The sequence below is a fragment of the Pseudomonas sp. AN3A02 genome, from assembly GCF_011765255.1.
Lineage (GTDB): Bacteria > Pseudomonadota > Gammaproteobacteria > Pseudomonadales > Pseudomonadaceae > Aquipseudomonas.
In genome coordinates, this window is sequence record NZ_JAARNI010000001.1 from 1,199,631 (window position 1) to 1,220,091 (window position 20,461).

The 20,461-nt window shown below is 60.9% G+C and carries 16 protein-coding genes; 1 reads left to right on the forward strand and 15 read right to left on the reverse strand.

Annotated elements, in window-relative coordinates; genetic code table 11:
* Window positions 1-129 precede the first annotated feature (129 nt).
* Window positions 130-1,341: an MFS transporter gene (locus tag HBJ59_RS05620; protein WP_372241459.1), complete on the forward strand. Its 1,212-nt coding sequence runs from the start codon at window positions 130-132 to the stop codon at window positions 1,339-1,341.
* Here the strand turns inward: HBJ59_RS05620 and gspM are convergent.
* The 15 genes from gspM to gltB form a co-directional block, all read right to left on the reverse strand.
* A complete protein-coding gene (gspM, locus tag HBJ59_RS05625; protein ID WP_167662957.1) occupies window positions 1,338-1,787 on the reverse strand; it encodes a type II secretion system protein GspM in 450 nt (149 codons plus the stop codon). The two genes, HBJ59_RS05620 and gspM, sit on opposite strands and share 4 nt — an antisense overlap.
* Window positions 1,784-2,884, reverse strand: coding sequence for a type II secretion system protein GspL (gene gspL, locus HBJ59_RS05630; protein ID WP_167662958.1), 1,101 nt, complete (start codon window positions 2,882-2,884; stop codon window positions 1,784-1,786). Before gspL ends, gspM begins: the two co-directional genes overlap by 4 nt.
* Window positions 2,884-3,732: a type II secretion system protein GspK gene (locus HBJ59_RS05635; protein ID WP_167662959.1), complete on the reverse strand. Its 849-nt coding sequence runs from the start codon at window positions 3,730-3,732 to the stop codon at window positions 2,884-2,886. The genes gspL and HBJ59_RS05635 overlap by 1 nt, the downstream gene beginning before the upstream one ends.
* Window positions 3,729-4,244 carry a type II secretion system protein GspJ gene (locus HBJ59_RS05640; protein ID WP_256670784.1) on the reverse strand — a complete coding sequence of 172 codons (516 nt, stop codon included), beginning with the start codon at window positions 4,242-4,244 and terminating at the stop codon, window positions 3,729-3,731. The genes HBJ59_RS05635 and HBJ59_RS05640 overlap by 4 nt, the downstream gene beginning before the upstream one ends.
* A 25-nt stretch (window positions 4,245-4,269) precedes the next feature.
* Window positions 4,270-4,662, reverse strand: coding sequence for a type II secretion system minor pseudopilin GspI (gene gspI, locus HBJ59_RS05645; protein WP_178124244.1), 393 nt, complete (start codon window positions 4,660-4,662; stop codon window positions 4,270-4,272).
* Window positions 4,655-5,122, reverse strand: coding sequence for a type II secretion system minor pseudopilin GspH (gene gspH / locus HBJ59_RS05650; RefSeq protein ID WP_076015457.1), 468 nt, complete (start codon window positions 5,120-5,122; stop codon window positions 4,655-4,657). Before gspH ends, gspI begins: the two co-directional genes overlap by 8 nt.
* Before the next feature lie 4 nt (window positions 5,123-5,126).
* Window positions 5,127-5,585, reverse strand: coding sequence for a type II secretion system major pseudopilin GspG (gspG, locus tag HBJ59_RS05655; protein WP_076015456.1), 459 nt, complete (start codon window positions 5,583-5,585; stop codon window positions 5,127-5,129).
* Window positions 5,586-6,791, reverse strand: a complete 1,206-nt coding sequence (gene gspF, locus HBJ59_RS05660) for a type II secretion system inner membrane protein GspF (RefSeq protein ID WP_076015455.1) — start codon at window positions 6,789-6,791, stop codon at window positions 5,586-5,588.
* A gap of 2 nt (window positions 6,792-6,793) precedes the next feature.
* Window positions 6,794-8,254, reverse strand: a complete 1,461-nt coding sequence (gene gspE, locus HBJ59_RS05665) for a type II secretion system ATPase GspE (RefSeq protein ID WP_167662960.1) — start codon at window positions 8,252-8,254, stop codon at window positions 6,794-6,796.
* Window positions 8,251-10,146, reverse strand: coding sequence for a type II secretion system secretin GspD (gene gspD, locus HBJ59_RS05670; protein WP_167662961.1), 1,896 nt, complete (start codon window positions 10,144-10,146; stop codon window positions 8,251-8,253). Before gspD ends, gspE begins: the two co-directional genes overlap by 4 nt.
* A 4-nt stretch (window positions 10,147-10,150) precedes the next feature.
* On the reverse strand, window positions 10,151-10,669 hold the full coding sequence (locus HBJ59_RS05675; RefSeq protein WP_256670785.1) for a type II secretion system protein N: 519 nt from the start codon (window positions 10,667-10,669) through the stop codon (window positions 10,151-10,153).
* 456 nt (window positions 10,670-11,125) lie between these two features.
* Window positions 11,126-12,586: an N-acetylglucosamine-binding protein GbpA gene (gbpA, locus tag HBJ59_RS05680; RefSeq protein WP_256670786.1), complete on the reverse strand. Its 1,461-nt coding sequence runs from the start codon at window positions 12,584-12,586 to the stop codon at window positions 11,126-11,128.
* A gap of 334 nt (window positions 12,587-12,920) precedes the next feature.
* On the reverse strand, window positions 12,921-13,988 hold the full coding sequence (gene hemE, locus HBJ59_RS05685) for a uroporphyrinogen decarboxylase (RefSeq protein ID WP_076015450.1): 1,068 nt from the start codon (window positions 13,986-13,988) through the stop codon (window positions 12,921-12,923).
* 242 nt (window positions 13,989-14,230) lie between these two features.
* Window positions 14,231-15,649, reverse strand: a complete 1,419-nt coding sequence (locus tag HBJ59_RS05690; RefSeq protein ID WP_167662963.1) for an FAD-dependent oxidoreductase — start codon at window positions 15,647-15,649, stop codon at window positions 14,231-14,233.
* Between the two features lie 32 nt (window positions 15,650-15,681).
* Entirely contained in the window at window positions 15,682-20,127 is a 4,446-nt protein-coding gene (gltB, locus tag HBJ59_RS05695; protein ID WP_167662964.1) for a glutamate synthase large subunit, read from the reverse strand.
* Between the last annotated feature and the right edge of the window lie 334 nt (window positions 20,128-20,461).

The window sequence follows — 20,461 nt, forward strand, 5'->3', positions numbered from 1 at the left end:
AAAGAATCATTAGCGAGCTATATTCTTTTTTGCATTGTCAGCCCTGGCAGTCTTTCCTCCCCGAGGTCCCGCGTGAAATCTGCTGTCGCTCCGCTTGCTCAAGAAGTACCGCCCACCGCCCTCGATGAAGTGGTGGCACAGCTCAACGAGCAGTACATCGAAAAAGGCACCCCGATGTTCATGCGCACGGTGCTGGCGCTGTTTTCCGGCGGTTTTGCCACCTTTGCCCTGCTCTACTGCGTACAGCCGATGATGCCGGCGCTGTCCCACGAATTTTCCATCAATGCCGCACAAAGCAGCCTGATCCTCTCGGTAGCCACCGGCATGCTCGCCATTGGCCTGCTGATCACCGGGCCGATTTCCGACACCTTTGGGCGAAAGCCGGTCATGGTTGCCGCGCTGTTCTGCGCCGCGCTAGCCACCATCGCCAGCGGCCTGATGCCGACTTGGGAAGGCATCCTGCTGATGCGCGCACTGGTAGGCCTGTCCCTCAGCGGCCTGGCGGCGGTGGCCATGACCTACCTGAGCGAAGAGATCCACCCGCAACACATCGGCCTGGCCATGGGCCTGTACATCGGCGGTAACGCCATTGGCGGGATGAGCGGGCGCTTGATCATCGGCGTACTGATCGACTTCGTCAGCTGGCACACGGCGATGCTGATCATCGGCGCCCTGGCGCTGATCGCGGCCACGGTGTTCTGGAAAATCCTGCCGCCGTCGCGCAATTTCCGCGCAAGCCGCCTGAACCCGCGCAGCTTGCTCGATGGTTTCACGATGCACTTCAAGGACGCCGGCCTGCCGTGGCTGTTCCTCGAAGCTTTCGTGCTGATGGGTGCCTTTGTGACGATGTTCAACTACATCGGCTATCGCCTGCTGGCCTCGCCCTACGAGCTGAGCCAGGCCGTGGTAGGCCTGCTGTCGCTGGTGTACCTCTCCGGTATCTACAGCTCGGCGAAAATCGGCTCCCTGGCCGACCGCCTGGGCCGCCGTCGCGTACTGTGGGCAACCATCGTGCTGATGCTCGGCGGCATCGCCCTGACGCTGTTTACCCCGCTGTGGCTGGTAGTGCCCGGCATGCTGATCTTCACCTTCGGCTTCTTTGGTGCCCACTCGGTGGCCAGCAGCTGGATCGGCCGCCGCGCACTCAAAGCCAAGGGCCAGGCGTCGTCGCTGTACCTGTTCAGTTATTACGTCGGGTCGAGTATTGCGGGGACGGCGGGTGGTTTCTTCTGGCACTACGCCGGGTGGAACGGGATTGGCGGGTTTATCGTTGCGCTGCTGATCGTCGCGTTGCTGGTGGCGTTGAAACTTGCGAAATTGCCGCCGTTGGCCAAAGGCTAGAGCATCACCAACCGCGCCTCCAGCAAGCTGCCGCGCTTTTCCAGGGTCAGCATCTGCAAGGTGCCGGCCTCCCGTTCCAGGTTTGCCAGCCACATCAACAGCGTTTGCGCCTCGCCGCTGATGGTCAGGCGCAGCTGTTCGTCTTCAAACTCGATCTGCTGCAAGTCCAGGCCCGCCGCCGCTGCGCTGGCACTGACCCTTGAAGACAGAGGTTGCGCGGTCATCGTCTGGGCCTGTTGCGGTTGGGCGCTTTGCACCTGGCGCGCCAGGGTCAGTTGCTGCTGGTAGTGGCGCTCGGCGTTGGCCAGCCGCTGATGCGCGGGCTGCCAAAGGAGCTGGTAGGCCAGCGCCGTCGATAAAAACACCGCCAAACCCTTGAGTAAAAATCGGTCGCGCGCTGGTATCGCCTGCCAGGTGTTGAGCGCTGACTGGATCCTGATGTTCATAGCGACTCCTCCAGCATCAGCACCGCCTGCACCCGACGCCCCTCTTTGCTCGCATTGCCGATACGTACCGGCATCCCGCTCTGCTGGCCACGCTCGCGCAACTGCTCCAACTCGCTGAAACTGCTGGCCGTCAGCTGGATTTTCCAGCCGTCACCGGCCCGAAACTCCAGGCGCTGCACGTCGACATCGCCGCCGCCAATTACCTGTTCAGTCAGGCTGACCAGGCGCGACAGCGGTGTCGGTGCGTGGCTGACACCCTGGCCCTGTATTGCCTTGAGTTGCGCGGCAAGGTCGACGATTCGAGTCTGTTGCGGATACAACGCCTGGAATCGCTCTACGCTTTGCCGGTAAAGCTGCTGCGCTTGCCCTTCGAGATATTGAATACGGACTTCCTTGAAGCCCCAATCCAGCATGAGCAGCACACCTGCCGCGATGGCAAAAATCGACCATGGCCAGGCACGCTTGCCCTGGCGAAACTCGCCTTGCAGCAAATCAATCGGCGGGCTCTTGCGCGCCCATAAGGCGTGCTCGATAACGGCCTGACTGGCCGACTCATCCAGCCATCGCAGTGGCTCGCCCAACAGTGCCTCAACGGCCTTCAAGGCCGAGGCAGGCATCGCCAAGCGCGTCTCGCCGCCCAGCACTCGGCGCCCGAACCACTCCACGGCGCCCGGGTTGTCAGCGGGCAGCAGGTCGGCATCCACCTGCACACTGCTCACCTTGATTCCCAGCGTCGCCAACAGTTGCAGCAATACCTTGAAGCGTTCCTTGTGCGTGACCAACACCGAGTAACATCCCTGCCGGTCGCGAACCCCTGCACAGACATGCAAGGCATCCAGGTCCTCGGCCAATTGGTCCTCGATGGCGAAGGCAATCGCCTGTGGACTCGGCCGACGCCTTGAGGGCCATTTTTCGCTGCGAAAGCCGCTGCACATTTCCATCGGCAGCAGCAGATGAATCGCCTGTCCCGCCAGCAATTGGGCAGCCTCACCCAGCAGCAAGTCCTGGCTGTCGCCAGGCGCCCGCCAAACACAACAGGGCCATTGGGCCGACGGTGCAGCCAGGCCATCGGCGCTCAAATGGAGCCAGGTTTTCATCACGGAAATGCACTCAAGAGAGGAGGAAGGAAACGCCGCTGCACCACCTGCAGACGCCGGGACTTACGATCGCGTTCAACCTCACTGGCCAAGCGCAGGCGGCTGGTGCCAAGGCTGACGTCAACGTTGATCCGAAACCAGCGACTGCTGACACCAAGCCCATGGCCGCTCAGTTCGAGACCGGCAATCAAAGGGTCACGCATGAATGCCTGGACGCTGGCATAACCATTAGCAGGCCGTTGGCTGACCAACGCTTGCGCCACCGGCAACGACACACCTTCAAGCATCGCCAGTACCGGCGCGGTGGCGGTGTTGATGTTCAAGCTGGCCTCTCTCGGCAACACGGCAACCCAAGGTTCCAGACGCCGCAACGTTTCACCGTCGATGCGCGGCAGCAGCCGTAACTGGCTGAGCTCGCGCAACGGGCCTGAGCCCGCCAACGGCAATGGTTCCAGACCCTGGGACGCCAACAACCGGGACCAGCGCTGTCGGGTGACCTGATCAACCTGCCCGTCAGCCAACAGCACATTGAGATTGAAGCGTCCCGACAGGTCTTCGACCTGAATGCCGATGTGCGCACCGTCCGCGTCAAAAGGCCAGGCGAGCCGCGCCCACGCCTGCGCCAGGTGCACCACCTGTTGCTCATCGTTACCGACCTCCTCGAGCGCCAACAGGGCCCAGGCTTCTGCCGACAACGCCAACTGGCGCAGCTGCACTTGATGCACCTGCCGGGCGCTGCTTTGCAGCATCACGTAATGGCTGCGCAGCATGCCTGCCGTCAGCAGCAGCGCCAGGCTCATGATCAACAACACACTGAGCAGCGCGACCCCACGCTGGTGGTCTTTCATGGCCGAACCTGCGGCAACGGCACGACCCGTCGAATCTGCTGGAAGCGCCCGGCAGACAGCACGACTTCAAGCGCCTGCGGCGGTGTATTGGCTGCGCCCTTGCCGACCGGCCAGACGCTGCTCCAGCCGTGTTCGCCGCCATACAAACGCCAACTCAAGAAGCCGACATCCTCGAGCAACTTCTGCCGCACCATCGTCGGCGATTCCAGGCCACGGCTTTCACGCCACAGCACTCGGTTGTCCACCCGGTAGGACACTTGCTGACGCTCACTGCGCGGCAGGTCTTGCGGGTTACGCCAGTGGGTGCGCACCAGTTGCAGCGCCGTGGGGCTAAGCACGATGACCGATGAATCCACTTGCAGCGCATCCCGCTCGATCACCCCGACCGCTCGTTGCAGTCTGCGCAGGTCCTGTTCATGGCCTGCCGTGCTGCGCTGCACACGCACCACCGTGTCAAACAGGCGCCAGCTGGCGAGCCCCAACAAGGCGAAGATGGCCAGGGCGATGACCAATTACAGCAAGGTGAATCCGGACTGCTTATTCATCCCGGGCCGTTACCCAGCCAGTGGTGTGATAGACCGGCTGTTCACCGTTACTGCGGCTGACGCTGATATCGACCTGGAGCATGCGCGGGTCGGCGGCGGGGGTGATGGTCTGCTCGATAACCCAGTCACGTCGGTCGAAATGTCGCAGCAGTTGCTGCCGCCCAGGCGATGCGGGCAGCAACCGCAGTTCACTCAGCTGATTGTCAGCCACCCACGCACACTGCACCTGCTCTTGCAGCCTGGCGTTCTGGCGCAACGCGTGTTGGCTGGCCGCCATCACCGCGCCCGCCAGCGTGGCGAAAATAACCAGGGCGATCATGACTTCCAGCAAGGTAAAACCCCGGCTCTTCAGCGGGCGATTACGCGCGCGGCGTTTTTTAGCCATCGATCAACAACTCCCCGACACCGTCACTGACAAGGCTCAACCAGGACTGCTCTACGGACACGAACGACAGCACAAACTGGCTGACTTCATCGCTGCTGAGCATGAGCAACTGTGGCGCCGCAATGGCCCCGTCGAGACTCAGGCGCTGGCCTTCCTGCTCCAGGCGCATCCGCAAACCATTGGGCAACGAATGCGCTGACCCGGCGGGCCGCCAGCCCAGTGACTCAAGCCGGAACACCTGATACTCGGCCCCCGACAGGCGCACACCGTATTCACGCCCTTCCATCACCGCCTGCTCGCGCAATTGATGCATCAGTTGCAGCAACTGGCCAGCCTCTTGCCGGGCCTGTCGCCCCGGACTTTGCCCAGCCGCCAGCCCCACGGCACCGAGCACGATGCCGGTCAGCGCAATCACCACCATCAGCTCCAGCAAGGTAAATCCACGACAACGCCTGGGCACGCCCTTACTCCGCCCAGTTGCCGATATCGCCGGCATGGCCTTCGCCCCCGGGCACGCCATCGGAGCCCAGGGAATAGAGGTCATAACCCCCATTGCCGGAGCGTACGCCGGGGTTCAGGTATTGATACGGTGTGCCCCACGGGTCCACCGGCACACTTTTCAGGTAGCCCTGGGGGTTCCAGTTTTTCGCCGTCGGGGTTCCCGCCGGGCGTTTGCTCAGCGCCTCCAGGCCCTGCAAGGTGGAGGGGTAATGCGTGTTGTCGAGGCGATACATCTCCAGGCTGGTGGCGATCGCCTGGATGTCGGTCCTGGCTGCCGTGACCTTGGCCTGGTCCGGCCGACTCATGAATTGCGGGACGACAATCGCCCCCAGCACGCCGATGATCACTACGACCACCATGATCTCGATCAGCGTGAAACCACGTTGGCCATTGGGCCTTTTTGCAGGAGCGGATTTGCGCACTCAGTTCACCAATTGATTAAGGCTAAGGATCGGCAAAAGAATGGCCATGACAATCAGCAACACCACGCCGCCCATGACCACCAGCATCGCCGGTTCGAACAAACTCACCACCAGCGCGATCCGCGCAGCGAGGCTTTTTTCCTGTTGCTCGGCAGCGCGCGCCAACATCGCGTCCAGCTCGCCGGCGCGCTCGCCACTGGCGATCATGTGCAGCATCAGCGGAGGAATATCGCCACCGGCTTCCAGGCCACGGGTCAGGGTCCCGCCTTCGCGCACAGAACGCGCGACCTCCCTCATGCGTGCGCGGATGGTCACGTTGCCAATCACGGCAGCGGCAATTTCCAGGGCGTCCACCAAAGGCACGGCGCTTTTGCCGAGGATCGCCAGGGTGCTCGCGAACCGCGCCGCTTCCATGGCGCGAAACACGCCCCCCAACAGCGGGACGCGCAACGCCAGGCGGTGCCAATGCCAGCGCCAACGCGACTGGCGAAGGCTCCAGTGCAGCAACGCGACGGCCCCGAGCACCATCAGCAACAGGACCAGGCCATAGGCTCGCAAGCCATGACTCAGCGCGATCATTACCTGTGTCAGCACCGGCAGTGGCTGCCCACTGTCGACGAAGATTTTCACCACGTCCGGCACCACGTAACCCAGCAGGAAACCGACAATCACCACACAGGCAAACATCAGCAACGCCGGGTAGACCAGTGCCAGCTGAATCCGCTGGCGCGACGCCTGGCGTGCTTCGGTGTACGCGGCCAATTGCTCAAGCACTTGGCCCAAGTGGCCCGAGCGCTCACCAGCCGCCACAGTGGCCTGGAACAATTCCGGAAATGCTCGCGGAAAAGTGCCGAGTGCGGCCGCCAGCGACTGCCCTTCCATCACACGCCCGCGAACCTGTGAGAGCAGGCTGGTGATGCGACGTTTCTGGCTTTGTTGCGCGACGGCTTCCAGCGCTTCCTCAAGGGGCAACCCTGCCTGAACCAACGTCGACAACTGCAAAGTCAGCAATGCCAGCTCACCGGCACTCAAACCGGCCCTGCGGCCCTGCCCCTGAGCGCTGCGCTCGGCCGTCACTTGCACTTGGCTCGGTAACAAGCCACGCTCGCGCAACAGTTGCCTGGCGTGACGCAGGCTGTCGGCCTCTTGCTGGCCCTTGCACCGGCGGCCATGGCGGTCCTGGGCGCGGTAGTCATAAGTGGGCATGCCTAATTCTCCTGAGTGACCCGCAGCAGCTCATCGACACTGGTCAGTCCGTCAAGAACCAGCCGGCGGCCATCCTGAAACAGACTGGGAGACGCAAGGCGCGCCTCGGCCAACAGCGCTTGCTCGCTGGCGCCCTGATGAATCAGCGCGGACAGCGCCGGTGTCACGCTGACCAGTTCATAGATGCCAATGCGCCCGCGATACCCTTGCTGGCAATCCCCGCAGCCTCCGGGCCTGAACAGCTGGGGCGACTGCCCCGCATCGAGCCCCAGGCGCTGGCACACAGCGGCGTCCGCCATAACCGGAACCTTGCAGGCCGGGCACAGTGTGCGCAGCAGCCGCTGGGCCAACACCCCCACCAGGGATGAAGCGAGCAAGTAGGCATCAACGCCCATGTCCACCAGCCGGGTGACGGCGCCGATGGCGCTGTTGGTATGCAGGGTCGACAGCACCAAGTGCCCGGTGAGCGAGGCCTGGACCGCAATTTCAGCGGTTTCGCTGTCGCGAATTTCGCCGACCATCACCACGTCCGGATCCTGGCGCAGGATCGCGCGCAAGCCGCGGGCAAACGTCATCTCGACCTTCGGATTGACCGGCGTCTGGCCTATGCCCGGCAAGTGATACTCGATCGGATCTTCGACGGTGAGGATGTTACGAGTCTGGTCATTGAGGTGGGTCAGCGCGGCATACAGGCTGGTGGTTTTGCCCGACCCGGTGGGGCCGGTCACCAGAAAGATGCCATGGGGTTTGCCCAGCAGAAAATGCAGCCCGGCCAGGGTCTGCGGCGACATGCCCAAACGGGTCAATTGCAGGCGGCCTGCGTGCTTGTCCAGCAGGCGCAACACCACCCGTTCACCGTGAGCCGAGGGCAGCGTGGAAACCCGCACATCCACTTCGTGGCCCGCCAGGCGCAGGGCCATCCTGCCGTCCTGGGGGACACGCTTTTCGGCGATATCCAGGCGCGCCATGACCTTGATCCGCGACACCAGCAGCGTCGCCAACTCGCGCCTTGGGCGAAGCATTTCCCGCAGTTGCCCATCCACTCGCATGCGCACCGACAACGTGTGCTCGAAGGTTTCCAGATGCACATCCGAGGCCTTTTCTCGCACCGCCTCGCTGAGCAAGGCGTTGATCAGCCGGATAATCGGCGCGTCGCCTTGCTGCTCGAGCAAGTCGGCGGTCTGCGGCACCTGGTCCACCAGGCTGAGCAAGTCCAGCTCATCGTCGAGCCCTTGGGCTACTTGCTCGGCGGCGCTCTGCCCCTCGCTGTAAACCTCGGCCAGGCGTATCGCAAACGCTTCGGCGGTGATGACCTGCAGCGGCAGCTCGCGCCCCATCAGGCGACGGACTTCGGCCAGGGCCGACAACGGCGCGTCATTGCGAACCAACAGGTGCTGTTGCGGCGCCACACCTTCGAGCAACACGCCGAAACGCCGGGCAAAGCCGAAGGGCAACCGCTTCATTGCTCCGCAGCTTCCTGCTGACGCAGGTCGAATAATTGTCCGGCGTCGTCGGGCAACTGCAGCGAATGATTTTGCCGTGGCGTCGGCCGGCTCAGTTCCCGCAGGTCCTGATAACGCTGCTGGCTGATGCCGGACAGGTCCTGCCCACTGCGCACGATGGTCGGGCGCAGGAATACCATCAAGTTGCTTTTCGTCTGGGTGTCCCTGCTCCAGCGAAACAACGCCCCCAGATACGGAATATCGCGCAGCAACGGCACGCCGCTTTGCTGGGTGCGCACGCTGTCCTTGATCAAGCCACCGATCACGATGATCTCACCATCATCGGCCAGGATCGTGCTCTTGAGCGCGCGCTTGTTGGTGATCAGGTCCGAGGAGTCGACGCCGGAGACCGCCGGTGCAATATCGGAGACTTCCTGCTCGACCTCCAGGCGCAGGGTCGAGCCTTCATTGATATAGGGCTTGATCTTGAGGCTGATGCCAACATCCTTGCGCTCGACCGTGGTAAAGGGATTGTCTGCACCGCTGCTGTTGGTGGCATAGGAGCCGGTCTTGAACGGGACGTTCTGGCCGACGATGATTTCCGCCTGCTGGTTGTCCAGGGTCAGCAGGCTGGGAGTCGACAATAGGTTGCTGCGGCTGTTGCTCGCCAGGGCCGTCACCAATGCACTGAAATGATCGCCTCCCAGCTTGAGCACGGCGCCTTCTGGAACGATGGTTTTTTCGTCAAGCTTGAGGCCCCCGACAACCGGCAATCCGGTACCGGGGAAGTTGATAAGCCCCGAGGATTTGTTGCCGTTCAATGCCCATTGCACGCCGAGTGCTTCGGAAATATCCCCGGAGATTTCGACGATGGCCGCGTGAATCAACACCTGGGCCCGTGGCTGGTCCAATTCTCGGACGATCCCCTCAAGGGTACGTAACTGCGCAGGCTCGGCAACGATAACCAGGGCATTCTGGTTTTCATCGGCGCGCACCATAAAGGGCGTGGCACCGGCGCTGTCTTTCAGGCTGGTAGAAGTGGGTTGCTTCATGCCTTGGCCCAGGGTGTCGAGCACGTCGGCCAATTGTTTGGCGTCGCTGTAGCGCAGGCGGATCACCCCGGCATTGTCCAGCCGCGCCGGGGCCAAGGTGTCCAGGCCGCGGGCCAGTTGCACCAGGCGTTGGCGCACAACCGGCGGGCCGACGATCAGCAGTCGGTTGCTGCGGGTATCGGCCAGCACCTGAATCCCGCTGTCGGCATTTTGCTTGCCGATGGACGCCTCCATCAGCTGTGCGATGTCTGCCGCCACGCCGTGGCGCACCTCCACCAGCTCATGGGTATTCCTCGCGCCCGAGTCCAGCTGCCGGACGACCTCACCAATGCGACGCACGTTAAATGCTGTGTCGGTAACCACGAGTGCATTGGCCGATACCGACGGGCCAACATAGCCGTTGGGTGAGATCAGCGGTCGCACCAGGCCGGCCAAATCAGAAGCATTGCTGATGCCCAGCGGCATAACCTGCGTGATGAACTGCGCAGAGGCAGGTGTGCGCCCATTCTCAGTCCCGGATCGCGACTTGGCGTGTGCGACCGGGACAATAAGGATCTGGTCACCCTGATCGATCACGCTGAAGTCATGGGCATCCAGCACGCTGTAGAACAGCCGCCGCACGCCTTCGCGGTCCAGCGCCTGACGGGACATGACGGTAATTCGGCCCTGGACTTTCGGGTCGAGGATCACCGTAGTGCCGAGAATGCTGGATATTTCCTCGACCACATCGCGCAATTCGGCATTGTTCATCGTCAACTGCCAGCGTTGTTCCTGTGCCTGCACTGCGCCCAGGTTGAACAAGGTGGCGATACAGGCCACGCCGACAATGCAGCGCATGACGTGACACCTCAAGGTGTTCATGGGCTTAATCACTCCTGGGTTGTTCGGCCATTGGCCTTAGATGACGTGCAGTGGGGTCCGGGAGTGCCTCTGCAGGCGGCGACTCGAGGACCTGGAGAAAACGCTCGCCAACGGGCCGCAGCCTCAACACCTCTTCACGCCCCTGCCGCCAAAGCACTACGTGCCCCGGCTCAACGCGGCGCAACAGACTGCCTCCGGGCAACCGCTCGCCGGCCCGGTAAAAACGTTCACTTTCAGGCCCGGCCAGCAACGCACGGGACTCGCTGTCACTGGCTATCAAAGTGCCGCGCAAGGTCAGCGGTTCGGCGCTGTTCAAAAGGCTGCCGTGGGCTGTCATGCCCAGTACAGTCGCTACGGCCAGGGTGTTGAGGGGGGCGGGCACCTGCACGGTATTCACGGGCACAGGCGCCTGGACGACCGCCGCCTGCCCTTGTCGAAACTGCCATTCCTGCCACGCCAACATCAGCCCGTAGCCACTGGTCAGGGTCATGGCGAGCACCTTGAGCAGGAGAAAACGTGACATTGAATGCTTCACCACGTTGTCACTTGTAGCTCGACTAACGAAAAGCCATGTTTCTGAGCACCCGAAGACCGAACAGGGCGTGCTTGATCACCGCACCAATGAGCAGGGTCACCAAGATCAACAGCACGGGAGCGTTTACTGCCAAGACACGAGCCGCCTTGAAAAAAAGAACAGTAAAGCCCCACAACTATTGGAATATATAATGTAGCCAACGCCCCATTAACAAACTCTGCCCGCTGCGCAGTTAAGCATTCAACTGTAAGTTGCGAGACATAAGGCCCGAAGAACAATAGCCACACGACAACAACAGCCGACAGCCAATGAAGTGCAGTCTGAGCCTTTGAATAACCAAAACTCTTCATCTGCTGAAACCCAATATTCATCAACTACCTGTTCAGCAAAAGCTGCCCAGGGCAAGTTCAAAGCAACTTGCCCTGGGCCTGTTCAGCACAACGTTTAGATGGGGTCCCAGGCGGTTTGCCAGTGATGGCCTACACCCGGTTCAAAACCATTTGCGGTTGGAATGTATTGCTTGCAATAGCCCGATGCCGGGAACGGCTTGCACTCATAGACTTCACCGGTTTGCGGGTGCAGTACACGGGTGCCGGCTTCATAACTGGCCAGGCCGTCAGGGAATACAAAGTGATAGTCCTTCGCGCCACCCTCACCTGTCAGGTTCACCGGCTGGGTGTCTTGGCGAGTGGTGCGGCCATCTTCGGTAGTACCCAGCAGTATCATGTGGTGAATGCCAGGCTCACTGCGTACATCCATTTCAAGCCAGTTGCTGTTGCCCTTCGCCAGGGTCTTGATCGTGCCTACGGGCTTGTTGCTGGTATTGAACAAGGTGGCTTCGATATTCATGTCGCGGTTGGCGATCATGGCAAAGCGCATCTTTGTCAGACCCTTTTCCAGGACGTACTCGCTGGCAATCGCCGACAATGCCATACGGGCTTCGGTGTCTTCCTTAACGTCCAGCGCCAGTTCGTAGCGGACTACGCCACTGTCTTTCTGTGCGAACAGATTATTCTGACCTTTGACCGGGGCAATGCCGCCCTGCTCGTTGCGTATACCCGCTTGAATCAGGGTCTGGGTGGCGTTGATTTTTTCAGCCAACTTGAACGCCCAGTTCTGCGGTAGGCCTTCCTGCGCATTGTCGATACCGATTTCCACGGTGTGCGCAGCGCTCTCGCCACTGGTCGTGAACGCCCGCGCCTTGACCTTGTCGCCCGGGAGCAAGGTAGCCGAGGGACTGATGCTGCCCACGTTCGTCCAGCCACCTGGCAACTCTGGCTCGGCGAGGATATTCACGTCGACCACGTTGTAAAACGCAGCATCGGTGTCGCCAACGGTCCAGACCCCCAGGATCACGTGTGACCCGTTCTTGTCTTGCGGGATTACACACGCTTGCCTCTCACCGGAAACCGGCAGGACATTGCCGCCATCCTTGGTGCAGAAAGGTGTGCTCTCAAACGAAGCACGCTTGAGCGATTCGTTCGGGTTCCAGCCATTTTTTGTGATGAAGTACTCGTGCTTGGTGGCCGGATGGGCTGCGGTGTAGTGCCAGGAGAACGTAATGTTTCGGTCTTTTATCTCGGTCTGGTGCCAGCGGGTTGCGGACTGCGCGTCCATGGCCGAGAACAGGCCGATGCCGCCGCTGGCGATCTTGCCGTCAACCGGTCCCTGCAAGGGCGCCCCGCCTGCACCGGCTGGAAAGCCCTTGAAGGTTTCACCGACGCTTTGCGGTTCGTACTGAGCACCGCCGCAGTCCTTGTTCAAGCCTTTCTGGCAGAGAAACGCCCGCGACGGAGGATCATTCAAGTAACCATGAGCCAACGCGGTTTGCGCGGGCATCAGCAATACACTCAGCAAGGCCAACGAAGATAAACCACCCCACTGCAATACGTTTTTTTCATTCATAAAATTCATACTCTTCATCACTATTCAACAAAACCCGTGCTAAATGAAACGGACTGCGTTTTCTTAATACTGATTGATCGAGAGGGAATTTTACGGAGCACAAATAAAACTTATGTAGGATAAATCTATTTAAACCATTTGAAAGTTCCTAAACTAACAATGTACTACTTAGCCGAAAGATAACTCTTACAACACCCTGCATTTATAACCCAAAAAACACACGCACAAAACTCCGAAAAGAATAACTTTCCGAAGAATAACGCAATAGATAAATATTGATTCTGAAAGATCACCCTCTTGCTAAAAAGAGGGTGATCTCATTCATGCGGGGAGATTACTCGTGATATTGCGCCGACAACTCATGCACCGCCCGCAGGAATGCGCCCGCGTGCTCCGGATCAACTTCAGGCGTAATGCCGTGGCCAAGGTTGAATACGTGACCGCTGCCTTTGCCGTAGCTGGCGAGGATGCGCCCCACTTCAGTACGGATGGCTTCCGGCTTGGCGTACAGCACGGTCGGGTCCATGTTGCCTTGCAGCGCGACTTTGCTGCCCACGCGGCGACGGGCTTCGCCGATGTCGCAGGTCCAGTCCAGGCCCAGCGCGTCGGCGCCGGCGTCGGCGATGCTTTCCAGCCACAGGCCGCCGCCCTTGGTGAACATGATGACCGGCACTTTGCGGCCTTCGTGTTCGCGGATCAGGCCGCTGACGATTTTGCGCATGTAGGCCAGGGAGAATTCCTGATACGCCGCCGCCGACAGGTTGCCGCCCCAGGTATCGAAGATCTGCACCGCTTGGGCGCCGGCCATGATCTGGCCGTTCAGGTAGGAGGTGACCGACTGCGCCAGCTTGTCCAGCAGCAGGTGCATGGCTTGCGGGTTGTCGTAGAGCATGGCCTTGGTCTTGCGGAAGTCTTTCGACGAGCCGCCTTCGACCATGTAGGTGGCCAGGGTCCACGGGCTGCCGGAGAAGCCGATCAGCGGCACGCGGCCGTTCAGCTCGCGGCGGATGGTGCTGACGGCGTCCATCACGTAACCGAGGTCTTTGTGTGGATCAGGGATCGGCAGGGCTTCGATGTCGGCCAGGGTGCTGACGACTTTCTTGAAACGCGGGCCTTCGCCGGTTTCGAAGTACAGGCCTTGGCCCATGGCGTCAGGGATGGTCAGGATATCGGAGAAGAGGATGGCCGCGTCCAGCTGTGGATAGCGGTCCAGCGGTTGCATGGTGACTTCGCAGGCGAACTCCGGGTTCATGCACAGGCTCATGAAGTCGCCGGCGTGGGCGCGACTGGCGCGGTATTCCGGCAGGTAGCGACCGGCCTGGCGCATCATCCACACAGGGGTGACGTCCACAGGTTGCTTGAGCAGGGCACGAAGGAAACGGTCGTTCTTGAGGGCAGTCATGTCGGCATCCGCAAAAAAAGTGCGGGCATTTTCTCAGAGCGCGACGCAAAAGGCACGGCAAGAGCCGTGCCTTTTGTCTATCGGGTCAATTTGTCGCGGATATGAAAGTGTCGCAAAACAAATGTGGGAGCGGGCGTGCTCGCGAAAGCGGTGGGTCAGCCAACACATCTGGTGACTGATATACCGCATTCGCGAGCAAGCCCGCTCCCACATTTTGATCCCATTTCAATCCGGGATCGGGGTCAGACCTGCAGGTAATCCAGGATACCTTCGGCGGCGTTGCGGCCTTCGAAGATGGCCGTCACCACCAGATCAGACCCGCGAACCATGTCGCCACCGGCGAAGATTTTCGGGTTGCTGGTCTGGTGTTTGTACTGGCCTTGTTCCGGGGCTACCACGCGGCCCTGGCTGTCGGTCTGGATTTCGAACTGCTCGAACCACGGCGCCGGGCTTGGGCGGAAACCAAAGGCGATGACCACGGCGTCTGCCGGGATGATCTCTTCGGAACCCGGGATCGGCTCAGGGCTGCGACGGCCACGGGCGTCCGGTTCGCCGAGACGGGTCTCGACCACTTTCACGCCTTCGACGCGGTCTTCACCGACGATAGCGATCGGCTGGCGGTTGTAGAGGAATCTCACGCCTTCTTCCTTGGCGTTCTTCACCTCTTTGCGCGAGCCCGGCATGTTGGCTTCGTCACGACGGTAGGCACAGGTCACCGACTTGGCACCCTGGCGAATCGACGTGCGGTTGCAGTCCATCGCAGTGTCACCACCGCCCAGCACTACGACCTTCTTGCCTTTCATGTCGACGAAATCTTCCGGCGACTTTTCAAAGCCCAGGTTGCGGTTGACGTTGGCGATCAGGAAGTCCAGAGCGTCGTACACGCCCGGCAGGTCTTCACCGGCAAAGCCGCCCTTCATGTAGGTGTAGGTGCCCATGCCCATGAACACGGCATCGTATTCTTCGAGCAGTTGTTCCATGGTCACGTCTTTGCCGATTTCGGTATTGAGGCGGAACTCGATACCCATGCCGGTGAAGACTTCGCGACGATGGCTCAGTACGGTTTTTTCCAGCTTGAACTCGGGGATGCCGAAGGTCAGCAGGCCACCGATTTCCGGGTTCTTGTCGAACACCACCGGGGTCACACCGCCACGTACCAGCACGTCGGCGCAGCCCAGGCCCGCAGGGCCCGCGCCGATGATCGCGACGCGCTTGCCGGTCGGCTTGACCTTGGACATGTCCGGGCGCCAGCCCATGGCGAACGCGGTGTCAGTGATGTACTTCTCCACCGAACCGATGGTCACCGCGCCGAAGCCGTCGTTGAGGGTGCATGCACCCTCGCACAGACGATCCTGCGGGCAGACCCGGCCGCACACTTCCGGCAAGGTGTTGGTCTGGTGCGACAGCTCGGCGGCGGCGAGGATGTTGCCCTCGGCCACCAATTTGAGCCAGTTCGGAATGAAGTTGTGCACCGGGCACTTCCATTCGCAATACGGGTTACCGCAACCCAGGCAGCGGTGGGCCTGATCGGCCGAGTGCTGGGGTTTGAAGGGTTCGTAGATTTCCACGAACTCTTTCTTGCGTTGACGCAACAGTTTCTTCTTCGGATCTTTGCGCCCGAAATCGATGAACTGGAAGTCGTTATTCAGACGTTCAGCCATGTTAAAACCTCATCAAACTCTTCAGGCGCATATCACTGCGGGTTGGCACGGATGCTGGAAAGCAACGATTTCAGGTTGGCAGCCTTGGGCTTGACCAGCCAGAAACGACGCAGGTAGTCATCGAGGTTTTCAGCGAGGTTACGACCCCATTCGCTGTTGGTTTCCTCAACGTATTCGTCCAGCACATGCTGCAAGTGGTTGCGATAGGATTCCATCGCTTCGCCGCTGATCCGCTGGATCTCCACCAACTCGTGGTTCACCTTGTCGACGAAGGTGTTGTCCTGGTCGAGCACGTAGGCGAAACCGCCGGTCATGCCCGAACCGAAGTTGTAGCCAGTCTTGCCCAGCACCGCGACAAAACCACCGGTCATGTATTCGCAGCAGTGATCGCCGGTGCCTTCAACCACGGTGTGGGCACCGGAGTTACGCACTGCGAACCGCTCACCGGCCGTACCGGCAGCAAACAGCTTGCCGCCGGTTGCGCCGTACAGGCAGGTGTTGCCGATGATGGCACTGTCTTGAGTCTTGTAGACGCTACCGACCGGCGGAACGATCACCAGCTTGCCGCCGGTCATGCCCTTGCCCACGTAGTCGTTGGCGTCGCCTTCGAGGTACATGTTCAGGCCACCGGCGTTCCACACGCCGAAGCTCTGGCCAGCGGTGCCCTTGAAGCGGAAAGTGATCGGCGCCTTGGCCATGCCCTGGTTGCCGTGCTTGCGCGCGATTTCGCCGGAGATACGTGCGCCGATGGAACGGTCGCAGTTGCAGATATCCAGAGCGAATTCGCCGCCGCTTGCGTCGTTGATCGACGAAGTGGCCATCTCGACCATCTTCTCGGCCAGCAGGCCCTTGTCGAACGGCGGGTTGCGCTCAACCTGGCAGAACTGTGGCTTGTCCGCCGGGATGTGATCGCTGCCCAGCAGCGGCGTCAGGTCCAGGTGTTGTTGCTTGGCGGTCTGGCCTTCGAGGATGTCCAGCAGGTCGGTACGGCCGATCAGCTCTTCCAGCGAACGCACGCCCAGCTTGGCCAGCCACTCACGGGTTTCTTCGGCGACGTAGGTGAAGAAATTCACCACCATGTCGACGGTACCGATGTAGTGGTCCTTGCGCAGCTTCTCGTTCTGGGTCGCCACGCCGGTGGCGCAGTTGTTCAGGTGGCAGATGCGCAGGTATTTGCAGCCCAGGGCGATCATGGGCGCGGTGCCGAAGCCGAAGCTTTCGGCGCCGAGGATCGCGGCCTTGATCACGTCGAGGCCGGTCTTCAGGCCACCGTCGGTCTGCACCCGGACTTTGCCGCGCAGGTCGTTGCCGCGCAGGGTCTGGTGCGTTTCAGCCAGGCCCAGTTCCCACGGCGCACCGGCGTACTTGATGGAGGTCAGCGGCGAAGCGCCAGTGCCGCCGTCGTAGCCGGAGATGGTGATCAAGTCGGCATAGGCCTTGGCCACACCGGCGGCAATGGTGCCCACGCCGGCTTCTGCGACCAGTTTCACCGAGACCAGGGCCTGCGGGTTGACTTGTTTCAAGTCGAAAATCAGCTGCGACAAATCCTCGATGGAGTAGATGTCGTGGTGCGGCGGCGGCGAAATCAGGGTCACGCCCGGCACTGCATAACGCAGCTTGGCGATCAGGCCATTGACCTTGCCGCCTGGCAGTTGCCCGCCTTCACCCGGCTTGGCGCCCTGGGCAACCTTGATCTGCAGCACTTCGGCGTTGACCAGGTATTCCGGAGTTACACCAAAACGGCCAGTAGCGACCTGCTTGATTTTCGAGCTCTTGATGGTGCCGTAGCGCGCCGGGTCTTCACCGCCTTCGCCGGAGTTGGAACGCGCACCCAGGCGGTTCATGGCTTCGGCCAGGGCTTCGTGAGCCTCAGGCGACAAGGCGCCCAGGGAAATACCGGCGGAGTCGAAACGCTTGAGGATCGATTCCAGTGGCTCGATCTCGCTGATGGCCAGCGGCGTGTCCAGGGTTTTCACCTTGAACAGGTCGCGGATCATCGACACCGGGCGGTTATCCACCAGCGCGGTGTATTCCTTGAACTTGGCGTAGTCGCCCTGCTGCACGGCAGCTTGCAGGGTGCTGACCACGTCCGGGTTGTAGGCGTGGTATTCGCCACCGTGGACGAACTTCAGCAGGCCGCCTTGCTGGATCGGCTTGCGCGCGCTCCAGGCTTCGGCTGCCAGGGCTTTCTGCTCGGCTTCGATGTCGACGAAACGTGCGCCCTTGATGCGGCTTGGCACGCCACGGAAGCTCATGTCGCAGACTTCTTCCGACAGGCCGATGGCTTCGAACAGCTGTGCGCCACGGTACGAAGTGACGGTGGAGATGCCCATCTTCGACAGGATCTTCAGCAGGCCCTTGGTGATGCCTTTACGGTAGTTCTTGAACACCTCGTAGAGGTCGCCCAGGACTTCACCGGTACGGATCAGGTCGCCGAGTACTTCGTACGCGAGGAAAGGGTACACCGCCGAAGCGCCGAAGCCGATCAATACCGCAAAGTGATGCGGATCGCGGGCTGTGGCGGTTTCAACCAGGATGTTGGAGTCGCAACGCAGGCCTTTTTCGGTCAGGCGGTGGTGCACTGCGCCGGTGGCCAGGGAGGCGTGGATCGGCAGCTTGCCCGGGGCAATATGACGGTCGGTCAACACGATCTGGGTACGACCGGCGCGCACGGCTTCTTCAGCCTGATCGGCGACGTTGCGCACAGCGGCTTCAAGGCCGAGGCTCTCGTCGTAGTTCAGGTCGATGATCTGCCGGTCGAAGCCCGGGCGATCCAGGGTCATCAACGAACGCCACTTGGCCGGGGAAATCACCGGCGAGCTGAGGATCACGCGGGAAGCGTGCTCAGGCGATTCCTGGAAGATGTTGCGCTCGGCACCGAGGCACACTTCCAGGGACATCACGATGGCTTCGCGCAGCGGGTCGATCGGCGGGTTGGTCACCTGGGCGAACTGCTGACGGAAATAGTCGTACGGCGTGCGCACGCGCTGGGACAGCACGGCCATTGGCGTGTCGTCGCCCATGGAACCGACGGCCTCGTAACCCTGCTCACCCAAGGGGCGCAGCACCTGGTCACGCTCTTCGAAGGTGACCTGGTACATCTTCATGTACTGCTTGAGCTGGTCGACGTCGTAGAAAGCCGAACCGTGGTCGTTGTCTTCCATGGTTGCCTGGATGCGCAGGGCATTCTTGCGTAGCCATTGCTTGTACGGATGACGAGACTTCAAGCGGTTGTCGATGGCATCGGTGTCGAGGATCTGACCGGTTTCGGTGTCCACGGCCAGGATCTGGCCCGGGCCGACACGGCCTTTGGCGATCACGTCTTCCGGCTTGTAGTTCCACACGCCGATTTCCGACGCCAGGGTGATAAAGCCGTTGGTGGTGGTCACCCAGCGCGCCGGGCGCAGGCCGTTACGGTCGAGCAGGCACACGGCGTAGCGACCGTCGGTCATTACTACGCCGGCCGGGCCGTCCCACGGTTCCATGTGCATCGAGTTGTACTCATAGAACGCCCGCAGGTCGGGGTCCATGGTCTCAACGTTCTGCCACGCGGGTGGAATGATCATGCGCACGCCACGGAACAGGTCGATGCCGCCGGTGACCATCAGTTCGAGCATGTTGTCCATGCTGGAGGAGTCGGAACCCACGCGGTTGACCAGCGGGCCGAGCTCTTCCAGGTCCATCAGGTCGTTGGCGAACTTGGTGCGACGGGCTACGGCCCAGTTGCGGTTGCCGGTGATGGTGTTGATCTCGCCGTTGTGGGCGAGGAAGCGGAATGGCTGGGCCAGCGGCCATTTCGGCAGGGTGTTGGTGGAGAAGCGCTGGTGGAACACGCAGATTGCGGTTTGCAGGCGCTCATCGCTCAGGTCTGGATAGAAGGCGGTCAAATCCGCCGGCATCATCAGGCCTTTATAGATGATGGTCTTGTGGGAAAAGCTGCAGATGTAGTGGTCGGTGTCGGCGGCGTTGGCCACGGACGAACGACGACGCGATGTGAACAGCTTGATCGCCATGTCCTGGTCGCTCAGGCCACTGCCTGCGATGAACACTTGTTCGATCTGTGGCAGGCGCTCCAGGGCCAGGCGGCCAAGTACGCTGGTGTCGATCGGCACTTTGCGCCAGCCGACGAGTTGCAGGCCGGCGGCCAGGATCTCGCGGTTCATGTTCTCGCGAGCGGCTTCGGCTTTTACCGGGTCCTGGTTGAAGAACACCATGCCCACGGCGTATTGCTTGGGCAAATCGGCGCCGAAATGCTCCTTGGCGACTGCGCGCAGGAACTGGTCGGGCTTTTGAATCAGCAAGCCGCAACCGTCACCGGTCTTGCCGTCGGCGTTGATCCCACCGCGGTGGGTCATGCAGGTCAGGGCCTCGATGGCCGTTTGCAAAAGGGTATGACTGGGCTCGCCCTGCATATGGGCTATCAGGCCGAAACCGCAGTTATCCTTGAATTCATCGGGTTGGTACAGACCTGCTTTCATAGACACTTTCTCACCAGGCTGCCTCTTATTTCGAGGCAAATTTCTTTTCAATTCAACCGGTTACCTTCCACGCCGAACGTACGCCGGCTTAGCGGGGGCAAAAGGGAGGTCATTGTACACACCGACACAGACGCTCACAAATTTAGCGACGAAATGTCGCAAATCTATGTCGCATTTATGAAAGGTTTAAAGCGATATGCTGTGCTAGTCAAAACTTTTTTAATTCTGACCGCTACGACTCAAAAGCTACTGTGACGCAGACACCACAAAGCGCGCGGCCTTCAGGGCTGCACGCTGTGTTGTTTTTTTTGAGGTGCCGAGAGGGCGGCCTGGG